The organism is Streptomyces sp. NPDC050147, assembly GCF_040660195.1.
GTDB lineage: Bacteria > Actinomycetota > Actinomycetes > Streptomycetales > Streptomycetaceae > Streptomyces.
The window spans coordinates 81849-98682 of record NZ_JBFALJ010000009.1; the positions used below are offsets into that span (position 1 = coordinate 81849).

Below are 16834 nucleotides of genomic sequence, written 5' to 3' on the forward strand. Positions count from 1 at the left end.
CTCCCCAGCGGGCATGTGCCAAGCCGAGCGGTCGAAACGTACGCCCCGAGCAGCGGGAGCGTATGCCGAGGGAAGATCACGTTGTGGGCGGGACATCTCACCATGCGATATCCGTGCGGCGAATTTCGGCCGCTCGTTAAACTGAGCCGACCGCAGCAGTGCGGTGAAGACGGACTGAGCGAGGAGCGCACGTGAGCCTTGTCGTGCAGAAGTACGGAGGCTCCTCCGTAGCCGATGCCGAGGGCATCAAGCGGGTCGCCAAGAGGATTGTCGACGCCAAGAAGAACGGCCATCAGGTCGTTGTCGTGGTGTCCGCCATGGGTGACACGACGGATGAGTTGATCGATCTTGCCGGGCAGGTGTCCCCGATCCCTGCCGGGCGTGAATTCGACATGCTGCTGACCGCCGGGGAGCGGATCTCCATGGCCCTTCTTGCCATGGCGATCAAAAACCTGGGTCACGCGGCCCAGTCGTTCACGGGCAGCCAGGCCGGTGTCATCACCGACTCCGTCCACAACAAAGCGCGGATCATCGATGTCACGCCGGGCCGCATCCGGGCCTCGATCGACGAGGGCAACATCGCCATCGTCGCCGGGTTCCAGGGTGTCAGCCAGGAGGGCAAGAACATCACCACGCTCGGTCGTGGTGGGTCCGACACGACCGCTGTCGCTCTCGCGGCCGCGCTCGACGCCGAGGTCTGCGAGATCTACACGGACGTCGACGGTGTCTTCACCGCCGATCCGCGTGTGGTGAAGAAGGCCCAGAAGATCGACTGGATCTCGTTCGAGGACATGCTGGAGCTCGCGAGCTCCGGGTCCAAGGTGCTGCTCCACCGCTGCGTGGAGTACGCCCGCCGTTACAACATCCCGATTCACGTGCGCTCGTCCTTCAGCGGACTTCAGGGCACGTGGGTCAGCAACGAACCGCAAGGGGACCGCAAGGTGGAGCAGGCCATCATCTCCGGTGTCGCGCACGACACCTCGGAGGCCAAGATCACGGTCGTCGGCGTGCCGGACAAGCCGGGAGAGGCCGCCTCGATCTTCCGCGCCATCGCGGACTCCGGGGTCAACATCGACATGATCGTCCAGAACGTCTCGGCCGCTTCGACCGGACTGACGGACATCTCGTTCACGCTGCCCAAGGCGGAGGGTCGCAAGGCCATCGACGCCCTGGAGAAGACCCGCGCGAACATCGGGTTCGACTCGCTCCGCTACGACGACCAGATCGCCAAGATCTCCCTGGTCGGCGCGGGCATGAAGACGAACCCCGGCGTCACCGCCGCCTTCTTCGAGGCGCTCAGCGACGCCGGCGTGAACATCGAGCTGATCTCGACCTCCGAGATCCGTATCTCGGTCGTGACCCGCGCCGATGACGCGAACGAGTCCGTGCGCGCCGTGCACACCGCCTTCGGCCTCGACTCCGACACGGACGAGGCCGTGGTCTATGGAGGCACCGGACGATGACCGGAAAGCCGACGCTCGCGGTCGTCGGAGCGACCGGGGCCGTCGGCGCGGTCATGCTCCAGATCCTGTCGCAGCACGCCGACATCTGGGGCGAGATCCGACTCGTGGCCTCACCGCGCTCGGCCGGCAAGAAGCTGGCCGTGCGCGGTGAGGAGATCGAGGTCCTCGCACTGAGCGAGGAAGTCTTCGACGGTGTCGACGTGGCGATGTTCGACGTCCCCGACGAGGTCAGCGCGCAGTGGGCTCCCGTCGCCGCGTCCAAGGGCGTCGTGGTGGTCGACAACTCCGCCGCTTTCCGGATGGACCCGGACGTGCCGCTGGTCGTCCCGGAGGTCAATCCGCACGCCGCGCGCGTACGCCCGCGCGGCATCGTCGCCAACCCCAATTGCACGACCTTGTCGATGATCGTGGCCATCGGCGCGCTGCACGCCGAGTTCGGTCTTCGCGAGCTGATCGTCTCCTCGTACCAGGCCGTGAGCGGTGCCGGGCGGGACGGCGTGGAGACCTTGCGCCGCCAGATGAAGCTGGTGGCCGGCTCGGAGCTCGGCACGAGCCCCGGTGACGTACGACGTGCTGTCGGCGACGACACCGGGCCCTTCCCCGAGCCCGTGGCGCTGAACGTGGTGCCGTGGGCCGGGACGCTGCGGGACGACGGCTGGTCCTCCGAGGAGATGAAGGTGCGGGACGAGTCCCGCAAGATCCTCGGCCTGCCCGACCTGAAGGTCGCGGCGACCTGCGTACGCGTGCCGGTCGTCACCACGCACTCCCTGACCGTGCACGCCCGCTTCGAGGACGAGGTCACGGTGGACCGCGCGCGCGAGATCCTGGCCACCGCTCCCGGAGTCGTGCTCTTCGACGATCCGGCCGCCGGGGAGTTCCCGACGCCCGCCGACGTGGTGGGGACCGACCCCACGTGGGTGGGTCGCGTGCGGCGCGCGCTCGACGATCCGACGGCCCTGGAACTCTTCGTGTGCGGGGACAATCTGCGCAAGGGAGCCGCGCTGAACACGGCCCAGATCGCGGAGCTCGTGGCGGCGGAGTTCACCGGGCGTCAGCCCTGACCGTCCCCGGCGCGGAAGCCTCTGTGGGATCTGTGTAAGTTCTGTGTCCAACTTGGTGGCCGGGATCGCTTGATCTGGACCATTGCCGTGTTCGAAGATTCGCCCTACGCGTTCGAAGATATTCGTCCCCGTCCTCTGCAACCAGCGGTAGGGCGGGGCACGTCTTTGCGAACGCCCTCCCGGGGGCGTGACCTGAGCGCTGCGAAAATTGGGCATAGGGGAAGAGCTGGTACGCATGGGGGCAATTGATGCATCGTCACCGACGGCGACGATGCCTGCCGCAAACGCGCCGCGCGATGCGTACAACCCTCCAGGGGGTAAGCGTGTCCAACAGGCGTGGCAGAGGTACTCGATTTCACAGCGGTTCAGGCGAGGGGCGCGACCCTGCGTCCACCTCGCCGTCCCCGTGCGCCCGCCGGCATGCCGGTGATCGCCCCCATGCCCACCACGAGACCGGCCCGCATCCCGACGCAGCGCGAGGGCGCTGAGGAGGCAATGAGCGCGGGCACCACAGTCGACCACCTGACCGAGACCTACCGCGCCCACTACAGGTCGCTCCTCGGCCTGGCCGCGCTGCTTCTCGATGACACGGCCTCCTGCGAGGACGTCGTGCAGGAGGCGTTCATCCGGGTGCACTCGGCGCGCAAACGCGTGCGGGACCCGGAGAAGACGCTCGCCTATCTGCGGCAGACCGTCGTGAACCTCTCCAGGTCCGCGCTGCGTCGCCGCATCCTCGGGCTGAAGCTGCTCTCCAAGCCGATGCCCGACATGGCGAGCGCCGAGGAGGGTGCGTACGACCTCCTGGAGCGGGACGAGCTGATCAAGGCGATGCGCGGCCTCCAGCGCCGTCAGCGCGAGGTTCTGGTCCTGCGGTATTTCGCGGACATGACCGAGGCGCAGGTCGCCGAGACCCTGGGCATATCGCTGGGGTCGGTGAAGGCGTACGGCTCGCGCGGGATCGCGGCTCTGCGGGTCGCCATGGAGGCACCGGCATGAGCAAGCATGAGTACGGGCGCGAGCAGGACGAGAGCGCCGAGTTTGAGCAGCGTGCTGGGGACGGAACTGTGAAACACGGCCAGGGCGACGAGCCCACCGCGTCCGAGGGCGGGTCCGGGTCCGAAGCAGGGGCCGAAGCCGGGTCCGGGTCCGGGGGCGAAGGCGGGACCGTGGGCGAAGGTGGGACCGGGCCTGAAGGCGGGGCCGGGCCCGAAGCTGGAGCCGAGGGTGAGTCCGGTGCTGAGGCTGGTCCTGAAGCCGGTGCTGAGGCTGGTGTCGGTGCCGGTGTCGTGAGCGGCTTGAAGGGTGACTCCACGGTGGAGTCCCTGTTCGGCGGTGACGAAGGCTCCGACGAGCTGGCGCTGCGCAGGCTGATGCGCTCGGCGGTCCAGGAGATCGAGCCGGGAGACCGCGCCCTGGAGCGTCTGCGGCATGCGGTGCCGGCGCGTCGGCAGCGCAAGCGGCAGGCCGTGGTCGGCATGGCGGCCGCCGCGCTCTTCATCGGCACCGCCATCCCCGCGCTCGTGCACGTCACGAACTCCGGCGGCGGCTCGGACGACCGGCCGTCGATCGCGGGCAACAGCGAGCAGACGCAAGGCGGTTCGAGTCAGGGCGGCAAGGGTCCTGACGGCGGGGAGAAGGGCAAGGGCAGCGACTCCGGCCCCTCCAAGTCCAAGGACAAGAAAGACAAAAAGGGCAAGAAGGACGGCAAGGGGAAGGGTGAGGCCAGCGGTGGCGCGACCGGTGGTCCCGACCCGGCGGGCACAGAAACCGCCGGCACGCCCGCCTGCGCGGTGGGCCAGCTCGGCAACGCCGCCGGTAGCGCGGGCCCGCCGGAGGCCGACGGCAAGGTGTACGGCACCTTCCGCATCGCCAACGTCTCCGGCAGCAGCTGCACGGTCAGCGCCCCGGGCAGCGTGAGCACGGCGACGACGGGGGCGGCCGATCCCGCGAAGATCGTCGTCACCGACCACGTGGCGGGCGACCCGGCGACGGCCCTCCCGGACCCGTCGCAGGCGGTCAGCTCCCTGGTCCTTCAGCCGGGCGCCGCGTACGAGGTGAAGTTCGCCTGGGTGCCTTCGGAGGCATGCCCGACGGACAGCGGCGAGCCTTCGCCCGACCCGACCCCCACCGAGGACAGCGGCGGCGGCACGGACGGCGGCGCACCGGGTGGCGTGGAGCCCCAGATGGTGCGCGAGGACGGCGGCGTACTGGACGGCGGCGTGACGGTGTCCCTGACGGCGCCCCAGGGGTCGCCCTCGGCCGGCGCTTCGATCACCAACGCGTGCGCGGGGACGGTGTACCGAACGGGGATGTTGTCAGCGTCGTAGGCGAGACCGCGGACGGACGACGGCCGGGCCGGACCCTGTGAGGGGTCTGGCCCGGCCGTCGCCGCGTCGTCGGATCGGGAGTCGGCCGGATCGGGAGTCAGTCGGATCGGGAGTCGGCCGGATCGGGAGGAAGTCAGCCCGCGCGGACCCCGGCCGCTCCGTCAGCTGCTCCATCGGCCGCTGTGTCGGCCGCTGTGTCGGTCGCCGCGCCAGGCGCCCCGTCGTCCGCCCCGGCACCCGACGCGTCAGCCCCGGCGGGTTCCTCCGGCAGAAGCCCCAGCTCGGCGTCGCGTGCGAACTCCCGCTCCCGCCGGAACAACCGGAACCACATGAAGACGACGAACCCCGCGAACACGAACCACTCCCCGGTGTAACCGAGGTTCTGGAAGGCCTTGAGGTCGAGCCCGGAGTTCTCCGGCGCGGCCGCGGGCACCGCCTTCATCCCGGAGTCACCCTTCTCCAGAGTGACCCAGGCGTCGTACACATCGCCCTGGACCAAGTTGACCAGCGAGGCCGCGCTGATGGCGCCCAGCTGGCCGTCCGGCAGCCCTCCGGCGGCGCTGACCCCGTTCGAGCCGGGGCTTTCGGAGGCCTGCAGCGCGCCGGTCACGGTGACCTCACCGGAAGGCGCGGCGGGAGCTTTCGCCGCACTCGCCTTGCCGGGGAGCCAGCCGCGTACGACGGGCAGGTCCTTGCCGTCGTCGGTACGCAGCAGTGTCAGGACGTAGTACCCCGACTTGTCGTCCAACTCCCGGCCCGGCACCAGCAGTTGCCTGCCGTACTGCCCCGTGGCCGTCACCCGCTCCCCGGACGTCTCCTGGTCCACGGGGAGCATCGAGTCCAGCGGCCGGGGCTTCTGCTCCGACCGGGTCGGCGACACCTGCCGGTCCGCCTGCTGCTGCGCGGCGTCATGCGCCTCTACGCGGTCCTCGAACCGCCCCAGCTGCCATGACCCCATGAAGACGCAGACGGGGATGGCCAGCAGTACGAAGACGTTGATCCCCCACCAGCGGGGCGTCAGCAGGAACCGGTACACACCCCCACGGTACGGGGCAGCCCGCGGGGAAGAGCCCGCGGGGTTGACGAAGCCACCGCCCCAAGCCGCGACCCGGCCGAGCCCCCCGGCTAGCGAAGGTGTCGCTCGGCGAAGTCCAGTTCCAACCGCACCTGCTTGATCCGTTCGTCCACGACGAGTGAGCCGTGCCCCGCGTCGTACCGGTACACCTCGTGCACCGCGTCCCGGGCCTTGAGCCGGTCCACGTAGTTCTCCACCTGGCGGATCGGGCAGCGCGGGTCGTTCACGCCCGCGGAGATGTAGACCGGGGCCTTCACCGCGTCCACGTACGTCAGCGGGGAAGAGGCCTCGAAGCGCTCGGGGACCTCCTCGGGCGCACCGCCGAGGAGCGTGCGGTCCATGGCCTTCAGGGCCTCCATCTCGTCGTGGTACGCCGTCACGTAGTCAGCGACCGGGACCGCGGCCAGGCCCACCGCCCAGGAGTCGGGCTGGGTGCCGACACCGAGCAGCGTGAGATACCCGCCCCAGGAGCCGCCGGCCAGGACGATGCGGTCCGGGTCCGCGAGGCCCGACGTCACGGCCCATTCCCGCACCGCGGCGATGTCCTCCAGCTCGATCAGGCCGACCCGGTGCTTGAGGGCGTCCGTCCACTCCCGGCCGTACCCCGTCGAGCCGCGGTAGTTCACGCGCACCACCGCGTACCCGTGGTCCACCCAGGCCGCCGGGCCCGCGGCGAACGCGTCGCTGTCGTGCCACGTGGGGCCGCCGTGGATCTCGAAGACCGTGGGAAGGGGGCCGGTCGCGTCGGCGGGCTTCTGCACGAGGGCGTGGACACGGCCGCCGGGGCCCTCCACCCAGACGTCCTCCACCGGCACCGAGGCCGGGGCCTTCATGCCCGGGGGGTCCAGCACGACGCCACCCGACGTCGAGCGCACCACCGGCGGCTCGGCCGCCGACGACCACAGGTACTCCACGCTGCCGTCCGGGCGCGCCGTCGCCCCCGACACCGAGCCCGCGGGCGTCTCGACCCTGACGAGATCACCCGAGGCGAGTCCGTACCGGAACAGCTCGCTGCGGGCCTCGAAGCTGTGCGCGATGAGCAGGGCCGAGCCGTCCGGATACCACTCGGCGCTCACGTCGCCCGGCAGGTCGAGCGCCAGGTCCGTCTCCTCGCCCGACGCGACGTCCCACACCATCGGCTCCCAGCGGCCGCGCCGCTGGTGCCCGACGAGGAGCCGCGTGTCTCCGTCGACCGGAGCGAAGCCGAGGACTTCCAGGCCCAGCTCGACCGTGCCGCCCTCGGTGTCGTCGAGCTCGGCGACGGTGGAGCCGTCCGGCCTGATCACCCGGAGGGCGGAGTGCATCGCGTCGCCGTGCTCCGTGTGCTCAACGGCGATCAGGGAGCCGTCGTGGGAGAGGTCGCCGACGCCCGCGGACTCGCGGTGGCGGTAGATCTCGACGGGGTCCGCGCCCGGGGAGAGTACGACATGGATCGTCGACCCCTCCTCGTCCGTCGAGCGGCCCACGACGGACATCCGCCCGTCCCGGGCGAGGGCGAGGCCCGCGGGATACGACGCGTCGAGCCCCGGCACCGCGGGCTCGTCGGCGCCGCCGCCCGTGAACGGCTGGCGCATCCACACGCCGAACTCGTCGCCGTCCGTGTCGTTGAACCACCAGATCCACTCGCCGTCCGGCGTGAGCACTCCGTCCGTCGTGCCGTTCGGCCGGTCCGTCACCTGGCGCTGCTCGCCGGTCGCGCGGTCCCACGCGTACAGCTCGTACGTCCCTGTCGCGTTCGACACGAACAGAGAACGGTCAGGGGCGTCCTCCGCCCAGTCCGGCAGGGACACCCGCGGCGCACGGAACCGCTTCTCCCAGTCCGGCATCTCCGCCCCCGCGTCCCCGCCCGCAGTCGCACCCGACGTCTTCCCCGCACCCGCACCCAAGTCGCTCATGGACCCCATAGTGCACGTACGCGCCGACAATCCGCTGGCGAGGGTCCCCAGCCTGTGGATAACTTTCTGAGCATGTACTCACCGACCCCCTCCGACTGGCGCGAGGCCAACCGAAAACGCTGGGACGAGCGCGTCCCCCTCCATCTCGCCAGCGACTACTACGACCTCGAAGCCTTCCGCTCCGGCAAGGACCCGCTGCGCGCCTTCGAGCTCGCCGAGGTCGGTGACGTCACCGGGCGCTCCCTGCTCCACCTCCAGTGCCACCTCGGCCTCGACACCCTCTCCTGGGCGCGGCACGGCGCCTCCCGCGTGGTCGGCCTGGACTTCTCCGAGCCCGCCGTGGACGCGGCCCGCGACCTCGCCGCCGAACTGGGCCTCAGCGCCGACCAGGCGTCCTTCGTCACCGCCGACGTGTACGACGCGGCGGACGCGGTGCCGGACTCCTCGTACGACATCGTCTACACCGGGGTGGGCGCCCTGTGCTGGCTCCCCGACATCCAGCGGTGGGCCGAGACCGCGGCCGCGCTCGTCACGCCCGGTGGCTTCCTCTACCTCTCGGAATTCCATCCGCTCGCGGACATCCTGGACGACGCCACGGGCTCACGGATCGAGTACGACTACTTCGCCCGCGACGCCTGGATCGAGGAGACACCCGGCGGTTACGCGGACACGACCACCCCCACGGTCCACAACCGCACCGTGGAGTGGCAGCATCCGGTGGGCGAGGTCGTCTCGGCGCTGGCGGCGGCAGGCCTGCGGATCGAATTCCTCCACGAGCACGACACCACGCTCTTCGAGCGCTTCGGGGCCCTTGAACGCCGCGACGGCGTCTACCAGTTCCCCGTGGACCGCCCTCGCATCCCCCTGATGTACTCCCTGAGGGCGAGCAAGGAGCGCGAGGCGACGGCCTGAGCCCCAGCGCCACACGCGCACTCGCATGCGGCGCATTCGCACTCGGCGACGCCGCTCAAGCCACCATCGTCAGCGGCCGCATCCATCCCTCCCACACGAGCCCGTCAGGTTTCGCCGCCTCGCGCTCTCCCCGGCGGGGCGGGGCCGCCGAACCCGGGCCACCCGGATCGAACTCCCCGAGCTTCGTCCAGCCCCACGAGCGCAGGACCTCGCGCCCCAGGTCGTCGTCCCGTTTGATGACCGCGACGACCAGATCTTTGCTGTGACGTACGAGCAGCAGCGTGCGCAGACGTTCCGAGACGCCCTGGCCCCGGTAGGCAGGGACCACCATCAGCTCCGTCAGGACGAAGACGCGGTTCGAGGCCGTGCGTTCCTCGACCTCCGGGGGCAGGACGCCGCGGAACCCTTCCCACCAGTCACCGGTCCGCGCCGCGCGGTAGCCGTAGAGACAGCCGACCAGGCCCCCCGCGTCGGCGACGACCATGTCGAAGTCGGGCCGCTGCACGGTGTTCTCGAAAAGGCGCAGGAACCCCTGCCGGTCCCGGTACTCGGCGCCGGCTTCTCCTTCGTATGCCTCGACGTATACGTCGGCGACCGCTTCCCGCTGCTGCTCCGCCTGCCACCGGGACAACCGCCGCAAGAACACCTCTGCCATTCGTTCCTCCACCCCCGTCGAGGGACCCCCTCGACGCCCCTGGACTCCGCATCGTGACACCACGAAAGGACGAGCGGAACGGGGCGTGTCGGGGCCACTTGAGTCAGAGGTGGAGCATCGACATGACCTCGGGGCTTCGGACACCCGTCGAGACTGCCGGGACATCCACACCGGGACGGATCCAGCCGGCGCGCTCCGCTGCTGCGACAGCCAGCTTCTCGGCTTCGTCCGCCTGGGAGTTCAGCTCTTCGTCCGCGCCGAGGGAGCTCGCCCCTGCTGCTGCGGATGCGGCCAGGGAGGCCTTGAGTGCGGCCTTGCCCGCGGCGAGAGACGGTTCGGAGTCGCCGTCGACGAGCTGTCCCATCTGGGAGGCCTGCGCGGCAGACGCAGCGGAGTTCCTGGCGCAGCGTGCGTCTGCGGCTGGATCAGGTGTGCTCTCGGAGAGCACGGCGAGCGCTTGCGCGGCCACACGCGCGGCGTGAGCTGCCTTCCACACGGCGTTCTCGCCGACTGCGTCGCCCTCTGGCCGCTCTCCCGCGACACCCTCGATGTAGTGGCTGATGGCTGCCGCCCGAGCGGCTGCGCTCTCAGCCCGTGCGGCGTGGCCGTGCCTGAGGACCGACGCCTCAGGCCCGTGCATCTCCCGGTCGCGTTCGCTCATCGGCCTCTCCTCATCTGCCAGAACGATGGTGCGCCGTACGCAGACCGCCTGCCCCCAGCGTGGTCCACAGTCCGTGGAAGGCGGATGTGCCGGGCAGGGTGGCACGGGTGCGGCTAAAGGAACAGCCCGAACGCGGCATCGAGCGACCAGACCTGCCAGCTCATGCCGAAGAGGGCGACGGCCGAGATCAGGGCCATCATGAGGTTCTGCCCCTGCTCGGCCCAGTCGTGGATCATCAGCACCAGGTAGATCAGGTTGAGTACGAGGCCGCCGATGAGCGCGATGGGCGTGAGGAAGCCGACGATGAGGCCGAGCCCGAGGGCCAGCTCCGCGTAGGCGACGATGTAGGCCATCAGCCGCGGTCGAGGTTTCACGGTCAGGTCGAAGCCGGACCGGACGAACTGCCAGCGGTGCTTCTCGGCGATGCCCACCGCCCAGCCGATGCCGCCTCCGGTGAACCAGGTCTTCTTGTCCTTGTGGCGCCAGCTCTCCAGCCACCACAGGCCGAGGCCGATCCGCAGCACGGCGCACCACTCGGCTCCGCTGAGCCACATTGTCTGCATCGAGTGCCCTCCCTCAACCTGAACTGACGGTTCGTCAGTTCAGCGGATCCGGCCCGATCGCGCAAGGGGTCGAGTTTCAAGCGGACGGTTGCCGTCACCGGTGCCAGCCCATAACCTCAATCTGATGGACCGTCAGATGCGTATAGGGGAAACCGGCAGGTAGTAGGGGGCATAGCAGTGGAGAACAACGAGGTCGGGGCCAAGGAGCTCCCCCGCGTCATCAGCGTGGACGACCACGTGATCGAACCCGCGCACCTCTTCGAGAAGTGGCTCCCGAGCAAGTACCGCGACCGGGGCCCGAAGCCCTTCACCGCAGGTATCGGCGAGCTCGAGTACATCGGCGGCAAGTACAAGTTCACGACGGATCCGGAAGGACAGGTCACCGACTGGTGGGAGTACGAGGGAGAGATCTTCCCGTACAAGCGCATCATCGCCGCCGTCGGCTTCTCGCGGGACGAGATGACGCTGGACGGCATCACGCGTGAGCAGATGCGCCGTGGCTGCTGGGACCCGAAGGCCCGCCTGGAGGACATGGACATCAACCATGTCGAGGCCTCCCTCTGCTTCCCGACGTTCCCGCGCTTTTGCGGGCAGACGTTCTCCGAGGCCAAGGACAAGGAGGTCGGGCTCGCCTGTGTCCGGGCGTACAACGACTGGATGGTGGAGGAGTGGTGCGGTGACAGTCGTGGACGACTGATCCCGCTCTGCCTCATTCCGCTCTGGGACGTGGACCTCGCTGTCGCTGAGATCAAGCGCAATGCGGCTCGCGGCGTGCGAGCCGTGACCTTCAGTGAAATCCCGACGCACCTCGGACTGCCGTCGATCCACTCCGGTTACTGGGACCCGTTCTTCGCGGCGTGCGAGGAGACCGGCACGGTCGTGAACATGCACATCGGGTCGTCGTCGCAGATGCCCGCGGCGTCGCCTGACGCACCCCCGGCCGTCCAGGCTTCCCTGAGTTTCAACAACGCGATGGCCTCGATGATGGACTTCCTCTTCTCCGGAGTCCTGGTGAAGTTCCCTCGTCTCAAACTCGCCTACAGCGAGGGCCAGATGGGGTGGATCCCGTACGCCCTGGAGCGCGCGGACGACGTCTGGGAGGAGCACCGGGCCTGGGGCGGGGTCAAAGATCTGATCCCGGAGCCCCCGTCTTCGTACTACTACCGGCAGATCTTCTGCTGCTTCTTCCGCGACAAGCACGGCATCGCCTCGATCGAGACGGTGGGCGTCGACAACGCCACCTTCGAGACCGACTATCCGCACGTCGACTCGACGTGGCCGCACACGAAGGCAGTGGCTGAGGATCACGTCGGCCACCTCCCTGAGGAGGTGGCGTACAAGCTGCTCCGCGGGAATGCCATTCGCATGCTGGATCTGCCATTTGACCGGGATCGGGGCCGGGACCGAGGTCGGGACCGGGGCCTGTAGGCACGCTCACTCGTGGTGGGCCGGTGGGAGCCGGCTCCACCACCGGGCAAGAGCGTTCGGACAGCGGGTGGAGACCGAGCTGCGTCAGCTCAGCGTCGGCGCCGCGTCATCGCTGCGTCAGCTCAGCGTCTCAGCGTCGACACGGGAAAAGATCAGCTCGGTCTCGCCGACGACGGGACCACGCCACCGGATCGGAGGCTCCGGCCGACGCAGGGCGCGGGGGTAGTTCTCCGGCCTGTAGTCGGTGGGCAGCCGGTACGTGCGAAAGCCATGCCGAGCCATGGTCTCCAGCAGCTCGTCGATGGAGTCGCCGAGCTGAGCCATGCGGTCCGGAGTGACCTCCACGGCGAGCTCCACATCCGGGCGGAGCCGCCCCAGGGCGGGAGCCAGCCCTCTGACGACGCCACCCTCGGCACCCTCGACGTCGATCTTGATCACACGGGCCCTGCTGAGCTCGTCCTCGTCCAGGATCTCGGGCAAGGGCCGGGCCTCCATCTCGAAGCTCGACTCGGCCGGACCGTCGTACGGGACGATCGAGTTCGCGCCCATGTTGTTCGAGCTGGCGAGCACGAAGGTCAGCTTCTTGTGGCTGTCGGAGACTGCTGCGTTGACGGCGCGGACGTTGTCGCAGTCGTTGAGCTCGACGTGTTGCAGCACGCGGTTGTGGAAGGTGGGGGACGCCTCGATGGCCACCACCCGCCCCTTGCTGCCGACGAGCCGAGAGCCCAGTACTGCGAAATAACCGACGTTGGCGCCCACATCGATGAACGTGTCCCCGGAGCCCAGACGGCTCTGCAGCCACCGTGTCATGTGCGGCTCCCACACACCGTAGAGGCTGATGAACCGCTGGATGAGGTCGCGGGAGTCGCAGGCGAACCGGGCGTCGAACCGCGCCTCGACCACGCGCCGGCGCGGATGGTCGCGCAGGTACGGGTTGAGGAATCGGGCAGCGAGCGGGCCCTTGAGCAGTGAGCCGGGTGCGTTGCGCACGTAGCCGCGGCCGAGGGTGGCCAAGAGATCCGACGCGTAGCCGGGGAGAGCGGGAGGCATAGCCGTGACCGTACGAGTGCGCCACAGCTGGGGCAAGATCCGATCAAGGCAGGCCGCTGCGGAGCGCCACTTTGAACGTAGGGGTGGGTGTGTCAGTCGTCGTCGGTGATGAAGTCCGCTATCGCGGCAGCGATGGCTTCGGGCTGCTCGTCGGGGATGAAGTGTCCAGCGTCGGGCACGACGATTCGAGTGGTGTTGTCGGCCCATGGGCTGATGGAGGCGGCCATGTCCGGAACGGAGCCGTGGCTGCTGGAGATTCCGAGGACCGGCACAGTCAGGTGCCGCAGCTTGAGCGCCTCGCGGTTCTTACGCGCTGACTCCGCGGCGTCTCGGTAGTACGCGAGGGAAGCGCGCAGGCCGCCGTCGACGGCGACGGCCGCCGCGTAGTGGTCGATCTCGGCGTCGTCGAACGTGTCGGGAGACAGGGCCTTCACCTTCAGGAACCAGCCGACGTACTCGCGTTCGCGGCCGGCAAGCAGCGTCTCGGGCAGGTCGGGCACGGTGTGGAACGCGAAATGCCAGGTTTTCCACGCTCGATCCGGGTCGGTGGGAATCGCCTCCGGGAGAGTGATACCGGGAATTCCGGCGTCGAGCAGAGCGACCCCGCGCAGGTGGCTCTCGAAGTTGAGGGCGAGGGAGAAAGCGACCCAGGCGCCGATGTCGTGGGCGGCCAGGGAGTAAGTCGACACTCCGAGAGCCTTCACGGCGGCGTGGACGTGCGCGGCGACCGCGTGGGTGTCGTAGCCGCGCTCCGAACGCTCGGAGTGACCCTGCCCCGGCAGGTCGATCGCGATGACGCGGAACCGGTGGGCGAGGCCGGGCATCACCTTTCGCCAGGCCCACCATGTTTGCGGGAATCCGGCGAGCAGGACGACGGCCGGGCCGCTCGCTCGTCCGCCTTCGACGGCGTGAAGGCGGACGCCGTCCGCGTCGACCCAGCGGTGAGTGAATCCGGCCAGATGCTGAAGGGGCAGGTCGCGGACGGGGTTGCTTTCGGAGACGTGCGGAGTGCTGGTCGCCGGGCTGGTCACGGGGTTCCTCCATCGGTGTCAGGCGCGCCTGCAGACTACAGATCTTGAACTGATCAGTACAAGATAAAATGGCGCGCAACACAGGCCGCAACACAGACCGCAACACAGATGGCAACACCGTCCGAACCATCGACGCATCGACGCAACGGCAAGGAAGTGCCGCGTGGCAGGCAAGAAGCAGTTCGACATGGACTCGGCGCTGGACGCCGCGATGATCCAGTTCTGGCGCGACGGCTACGCCGACACCTCGTTGGACGATTTGTCTCGGGCGACCGGCCTGAACCGCAGTTCCATCTACGCCTCCCTCGGCGACAAGGACACGCTCTTCCTGCGCTGCCTGGATCTCTACGCCGCACGCTATGGCGAGAAGTACGACGCCGCGCTGTCGTGCGCAGCCTCGGAACCCGTTGCCGCCTTTCGTGCGTTCTTCGACGTCACCCTCAAGCGCATCGCCGATCCCGAAGTACCTGATGGATGCCTGATCGCCCAGTCGGCCATGGCGATCCCCGTACTGAGTCCGAGGGTCGCAGCGCATGCCAAGCAAGCGCTCGGCTTGCAGTGCCTGCGCCTGCGCACCGCGCTGAAGGCCGGCCGGCTGACCGACCAGGACGCCGAAGCCTTCGCTGTACACGCGGCGGCTGTGAACCAGTCGCTCGCCGTCATGAGCAGGGCCGGGGCGAGCCCGGCGCAGCTCCTGGCTGTCGTGGGCGTGACCATGGACGCGCTGTCGCGGGCGCTGCGCGCCGGCCGGAGCCCGGACACGCCTGCGCCCCTCGATCAGTGAGGCTCAGTCAGAGCTGACGGGATAGCGCCACTGGAAGCGGTCCAGTGCTCGCGCCCTCGCCTCGACGACAGCCATGCGTGCCTCGCGCTCTGCCGTGTCGATGTGCGCGGCTTGGCCCGTCGCCTGGCCTTCCCACTTGCGGTAGAGCATGCCGACCTCGGACGAGAACCAGCCGCGTGATGCCGCGTTGAGTGCGAGGAGAAGGCCCGTGTCCTCGGACGCGGGCAGCGCCATCCAACCGCCCAGCGCCACGAGCAGGTCGCGGCGGACGAAAAGCGTTGCCGGATGGACCTGCGCGCGATAGTCGTGAGACGCCCAGTAGTCGAGTACTTCCTGACGCTCCACCGGCCCGGGCTCCGGGTCGCCGGGGAAACCGGCGGTGGTCCCGTCGGGGAGTAGATCGAGCACGCGAGACGTCGCCCAACCGATGGTGCGATCAGCTTCGAGAGCCGCGAGGTCGCGGGCCAGTGCGCCAGGCGCCAGCTGGTCATCGGCGTCCAGGACCTTGACGTATTCGCCGTCCGCGTGGGCCAAGGCGATGGTTCGAGCAACCCCCGGGCCGCCGGGGCGTCCCTGCTTGAACGTGATCCGGTCGTCGTCGGGGACGTGGGGCGCGACCTGGTCGGTCGTCCCGTCCTCCTGGATCAGCCAGTGCCACTCCCAGCCGGCGGGCAACTCCTGCTCACAGATGGACTTGTACGCGTCAGCCAGGAAGTACGCCGATGGTGCATGGACGGCCGTGACGATGATGATGCGCCGGCTCACGGCTCACCACCTTTCCAAGGGAGTCGTGAAGAGCATTTCCGTGCGGTCGCCGGGCAGCGTGATGTCAGACATCTCGACAACGCGGTTGTCCGTGTCGTACTGGGTCTTGCGCACGACGAGAACCGAGGCGCCGGGCGGCAGGCCCAGCTCCTCCGCCTCTTCCACCGTCGGCGGCCGGGCTGTCACACGCTCTTCCATACGGTCGATCTCAATGCCCACGGTGTACAGCTGGTTCCCGGTCCCGCCTGGCCAAGGCTCCTTCGTATCGTCAAGGAGGTCAGGGTTCGCCTTGACGATGTCGCGGATCAGATACGACGTGACGAGGCTGAACGGGTTCCGCTCGGCGCTGTGTCGCGTCCGGTAGGTCCGCTCGACGAGGGCCGTGCCTTCGTCGACGCCCATGGCCGCCGCGATCTCCGTGGGTGCCTCGATCTCGCGGTACGCCGCGTGAAAGACGAGGTCGTCGACCTCAAGACCGGTGTCGTGCTCGGTCACACCTGTTGCCCGGCGCTGCTGCTCGGAAGCGCGAGCACGGTCCTTCTCCCACTGGTGCCGCGTGTTCGCACGCCGCACCATCGTGCGCGGCCGACGGACGAAGGTTCCACGGCCGTGCTGCTCCTCGAGCAGTCCTTCCGACCGGAGCAGACGCAGAGCCTGCTGGACGGTCGGCCCGCTGCACCCCGTGCTCCTCACGAGGTCCGATTCGGATGGCAGTCGGTCACCGGGCCCGAGACGGCCTGCGCGGATCTGCGCGCGGAGCTCGTCCGCGATCTTCTCGTAGGCCTTTGCCATGCCTGCTCACCGTCCTGTCGTGCGACGCGCGCCTCAGCGTACGACTCCTCAAGAGGCCTTGATGATCTGCTCAGATCTGGCCGATAGGCGGCGACACAGCCAAAATAGGCGGCATTTTCAGGCCATCGTGCGTCATTCAGGCGCGGTTCGCTAACGAGCGAGCCGGGCCTGATCTGCGTTTATGCAAAGCCCACCGGCGCGAAGCATGGCCCAGCCAACCAGTTGGTTCAGGGAAGGTCGGCCGGTAGCGCCCCAATTTGGCCGGCCTGGCCAGTCGTGCCGAAAAGCGTCATGAACCGCATGCCTTGCATGAACCGCATGCCTTGTAGGTGATGGCCTCGCGGTAGCCGCTGAACGGTGGGAGCACGAAAG

Annotated in this window: 16 protein-coding genes; 7 read left to right on the forward strand and 9 right to left on the reverse strand. The window is 68.9% G+C overall.

Annotated elements, in window-relative coordinates; genetic code table 11:
* Positions 1-191 precede the first annotated feature (191 nt).
* From AB0I94_RS16275 to AB0I94_RS16290, 4 genes are all read left to right on the forward strand, one after another.
* Positions 192-1463, forward strand: a complete 1272-nt coding sequence (locus tag AB0I94_RS16275; protein ID WP_363310225.1) for an aspartate kinase — start codon at positions 192-194, stop codon at positions 1461-1463.
* The gene (locus tag AB0I94_RS16280; protein ID WP_363310226.1) at positions 1460-2524 is read left to right on the forward strand and encodes an aspartate-semialdehyde dehydrogenase; all 1065 of its coding nucleotides are present in this window, start codon (positions 1460-1462) and stop codon (positions 2522-2524) included. The genes AB0I94_RS16275 and AB0I94_RS16280 overlap by 4 nt, the downstream gene beginning before the upstream one ends.
* A 336-nt stretch (positions 2525-2860) precedes the next feature.
* A complete protein-coding gene (locus AB0I94_RS16285; RefSeq protein WP_363310227.1) occupies positions 2861-3520 on the forward strand; it encodes a SigE family RNA polymerase sigma factor in 660 nt (219 codons plus the stop codon).
* A 290-nt stretch (positions 3521-3810) separates the two neighbouring features.
* Complete coding sequence (locus AB0I94_RS16290) at positions 3811-4851, forward strand: hypothetical protein (protein WP_363310228.1); 1041 nt, start codon at positions 3811-3813, stop codon at positions 4849-4851.
* Positions 4852-4984: 133 nt separating this feature from the next.
* Here AB0I94_RS16290 and AB0I94_RS16295 read toward each other — a convergent pair whose 3' ends face one another.
* Positions 4985-5887 carry an SURF1 family protein gene (locus tag AB0I94_RS16295; protein WP_363310229.1) on the reverse strand — a complete coding sequence of 301 codons (903 nt, stop codon included), beginning with the start codon at positions 5885-5887 and terminating at the stop codon, positions 4985-4987.
* Positions 5888-5976: 89 nt separating this feature from the next.
* Positions 5977-7752 carry a prolyl oligopeptidase family serine peptidase gene (locus AB0I94_RS16300; RefSeq protein ID WP_363310376.1) on the reverse strand — a complete coding sequence of 592 codons (1776 nt, stop codon included), beginning with the start codon at positions 7750-7752 and terminating at the stop codon, positions 5977-5979.
* A 141-nt stretch (positions 7753-7893) separates the two neighbouring features.
* Between AB0I94_RS16300 and AB0I94_RS16305 the strand changes: the two genes are divergently transcribed.
* Positions 7894-8733, forward strand: coding sequence for a class I SAM-dependent methyltransferase (locus tag AB0I94_RS16305; RefSeq protein ID WP_363310230.1), 840 nt, complete (start codon positions 7894-7896; stop codon positions 8731-8733).
* A gap of 55 nt (positions 8734-8788) precedes the next feature.
* Here AB0I94_RS16305 and AB0I94_RS16310 read toward each other — a convergent pair whose 3' ends face one another.
* From AB0I94_RS16310 to AB0I94_RS16320, 3 genes are all read right to left on the reverse strand, one after another.
* On the reverse strand, positions 8789-9388 hold the full coding sequence (locus tag AB0I94_RS16310) for a hypothetical protein (RefSeq protein WP_363310231.1): 600 nt from the start codon (positions 9386-9388) through the stop codon (positions 8789-8791).
* A gap of 103 nt (positions 9389-9491) precedes the next feature.
* Complete coding sequence (locus AB0I94_RS16315) at positions 9492-10049, reverse strand: hypothetical protein (protein WP_363310232.1); 558 nt, start codon at positions 10047-10049, stop codon at positions 9492-9494.
* Positions 10050-10162: 113 nt separating this feature from the next.
* Positions 10163-10612, reverse strand: a complete 450-nt coding sequence (locus tag AB0I94_RS16320) for a DoxX family membrane protein (protein ID WP_363310233.1) — start codon at positions 10610-10612, stop codon at positions 10163-10165.
* 177 nt (positions 10613-10789) lie between these two features.
* Between AB0I94_RS16320 and AB0I94_RS16325 the strand changes: the two genes are divergently transcribed.
* Positions 10790-12040: an amidohydrolase family protein gene (locus AB0I94_RS16325; RefSeq protein ID WP_363310234.1), complete on the forward strand. Its 1251-nt coding sequence runs from the start codon at positions 10790-10792 to the stop codon at positions 12038-12040.
* 117 nt (positions 12041-12157) lie between these two features.
* On the opposite strand, the gene AB0I94_RS16330 is transcribed toward AB0I94_RS16325, so the two are convergent.
* Together AB0I94_RS16330 and AB0I94_RS16335 are read right to left on the reverse strand one after the other, a co-directional pair.
* A complete protein-coding gene (locus tag AB0I94_RS16330; protein ID WP_363310235.1) occupies positions 12158-13090 on the reverse strand; it encodes an FkbM family methyltransferase in 933 nt (310 codons plus the stop codon).
* Between the two features lie 92 nt (positions 13091-13182).
* A complete protein-coding gene (locus tag AB0I94_RS16335) occupies positions 13183-14121 on the reverse strand; it encodes an alpha/beta hydrolase (protein WP_363310236.1) in 939 nt (312 codons plus the stop codon).
* A 163-nt stretch (positions 14122-14284) separates the two neighbouring features.
* On the opposite strand from AB0I94_RS16335, the gene AB0I94_RS16340 reads away from it, so the two are divergent.
* A complete protein-coding gene (locus AB0I94_RS16340) occupies positions 14285-14905 on the forward strand; it encodes a TetR/AcrR family transcriptional regulator (RefSeq protein ID WP_363310237.1) in 621 nt (206 codons plus the stop codon).
* Between the two features lie 3 nt (positions 14906-14908).
* Here the strand turns inward: AB0I94_RS16340 and AB0I94_RS16345 are convergent, their stop codons facing one another.
* Positions 14909-15670, reverse strand: a complete 762-nt coding sequence (locus AB0I94_RS16345) for a glycosyltransferase family 2 protein (protein ID WP_363310238.1) — start codon at positions 15668-15670, stop codon at positions 14909-14911.
* Positions 15671-15673: 3 nt separating this feature from the next.
* Positions 15674-16462, reverse strand: coding sequence for a GntR family transcriptional regulator (locus AB0I94_RS16350; protein WP_363310239.1), 789 nt, complete (start codon positions 16460-16462; stop codon positions 15674-15676).
* Between the last annotated feature and the right edge of the window lie 372 nt (positions 16463-16834).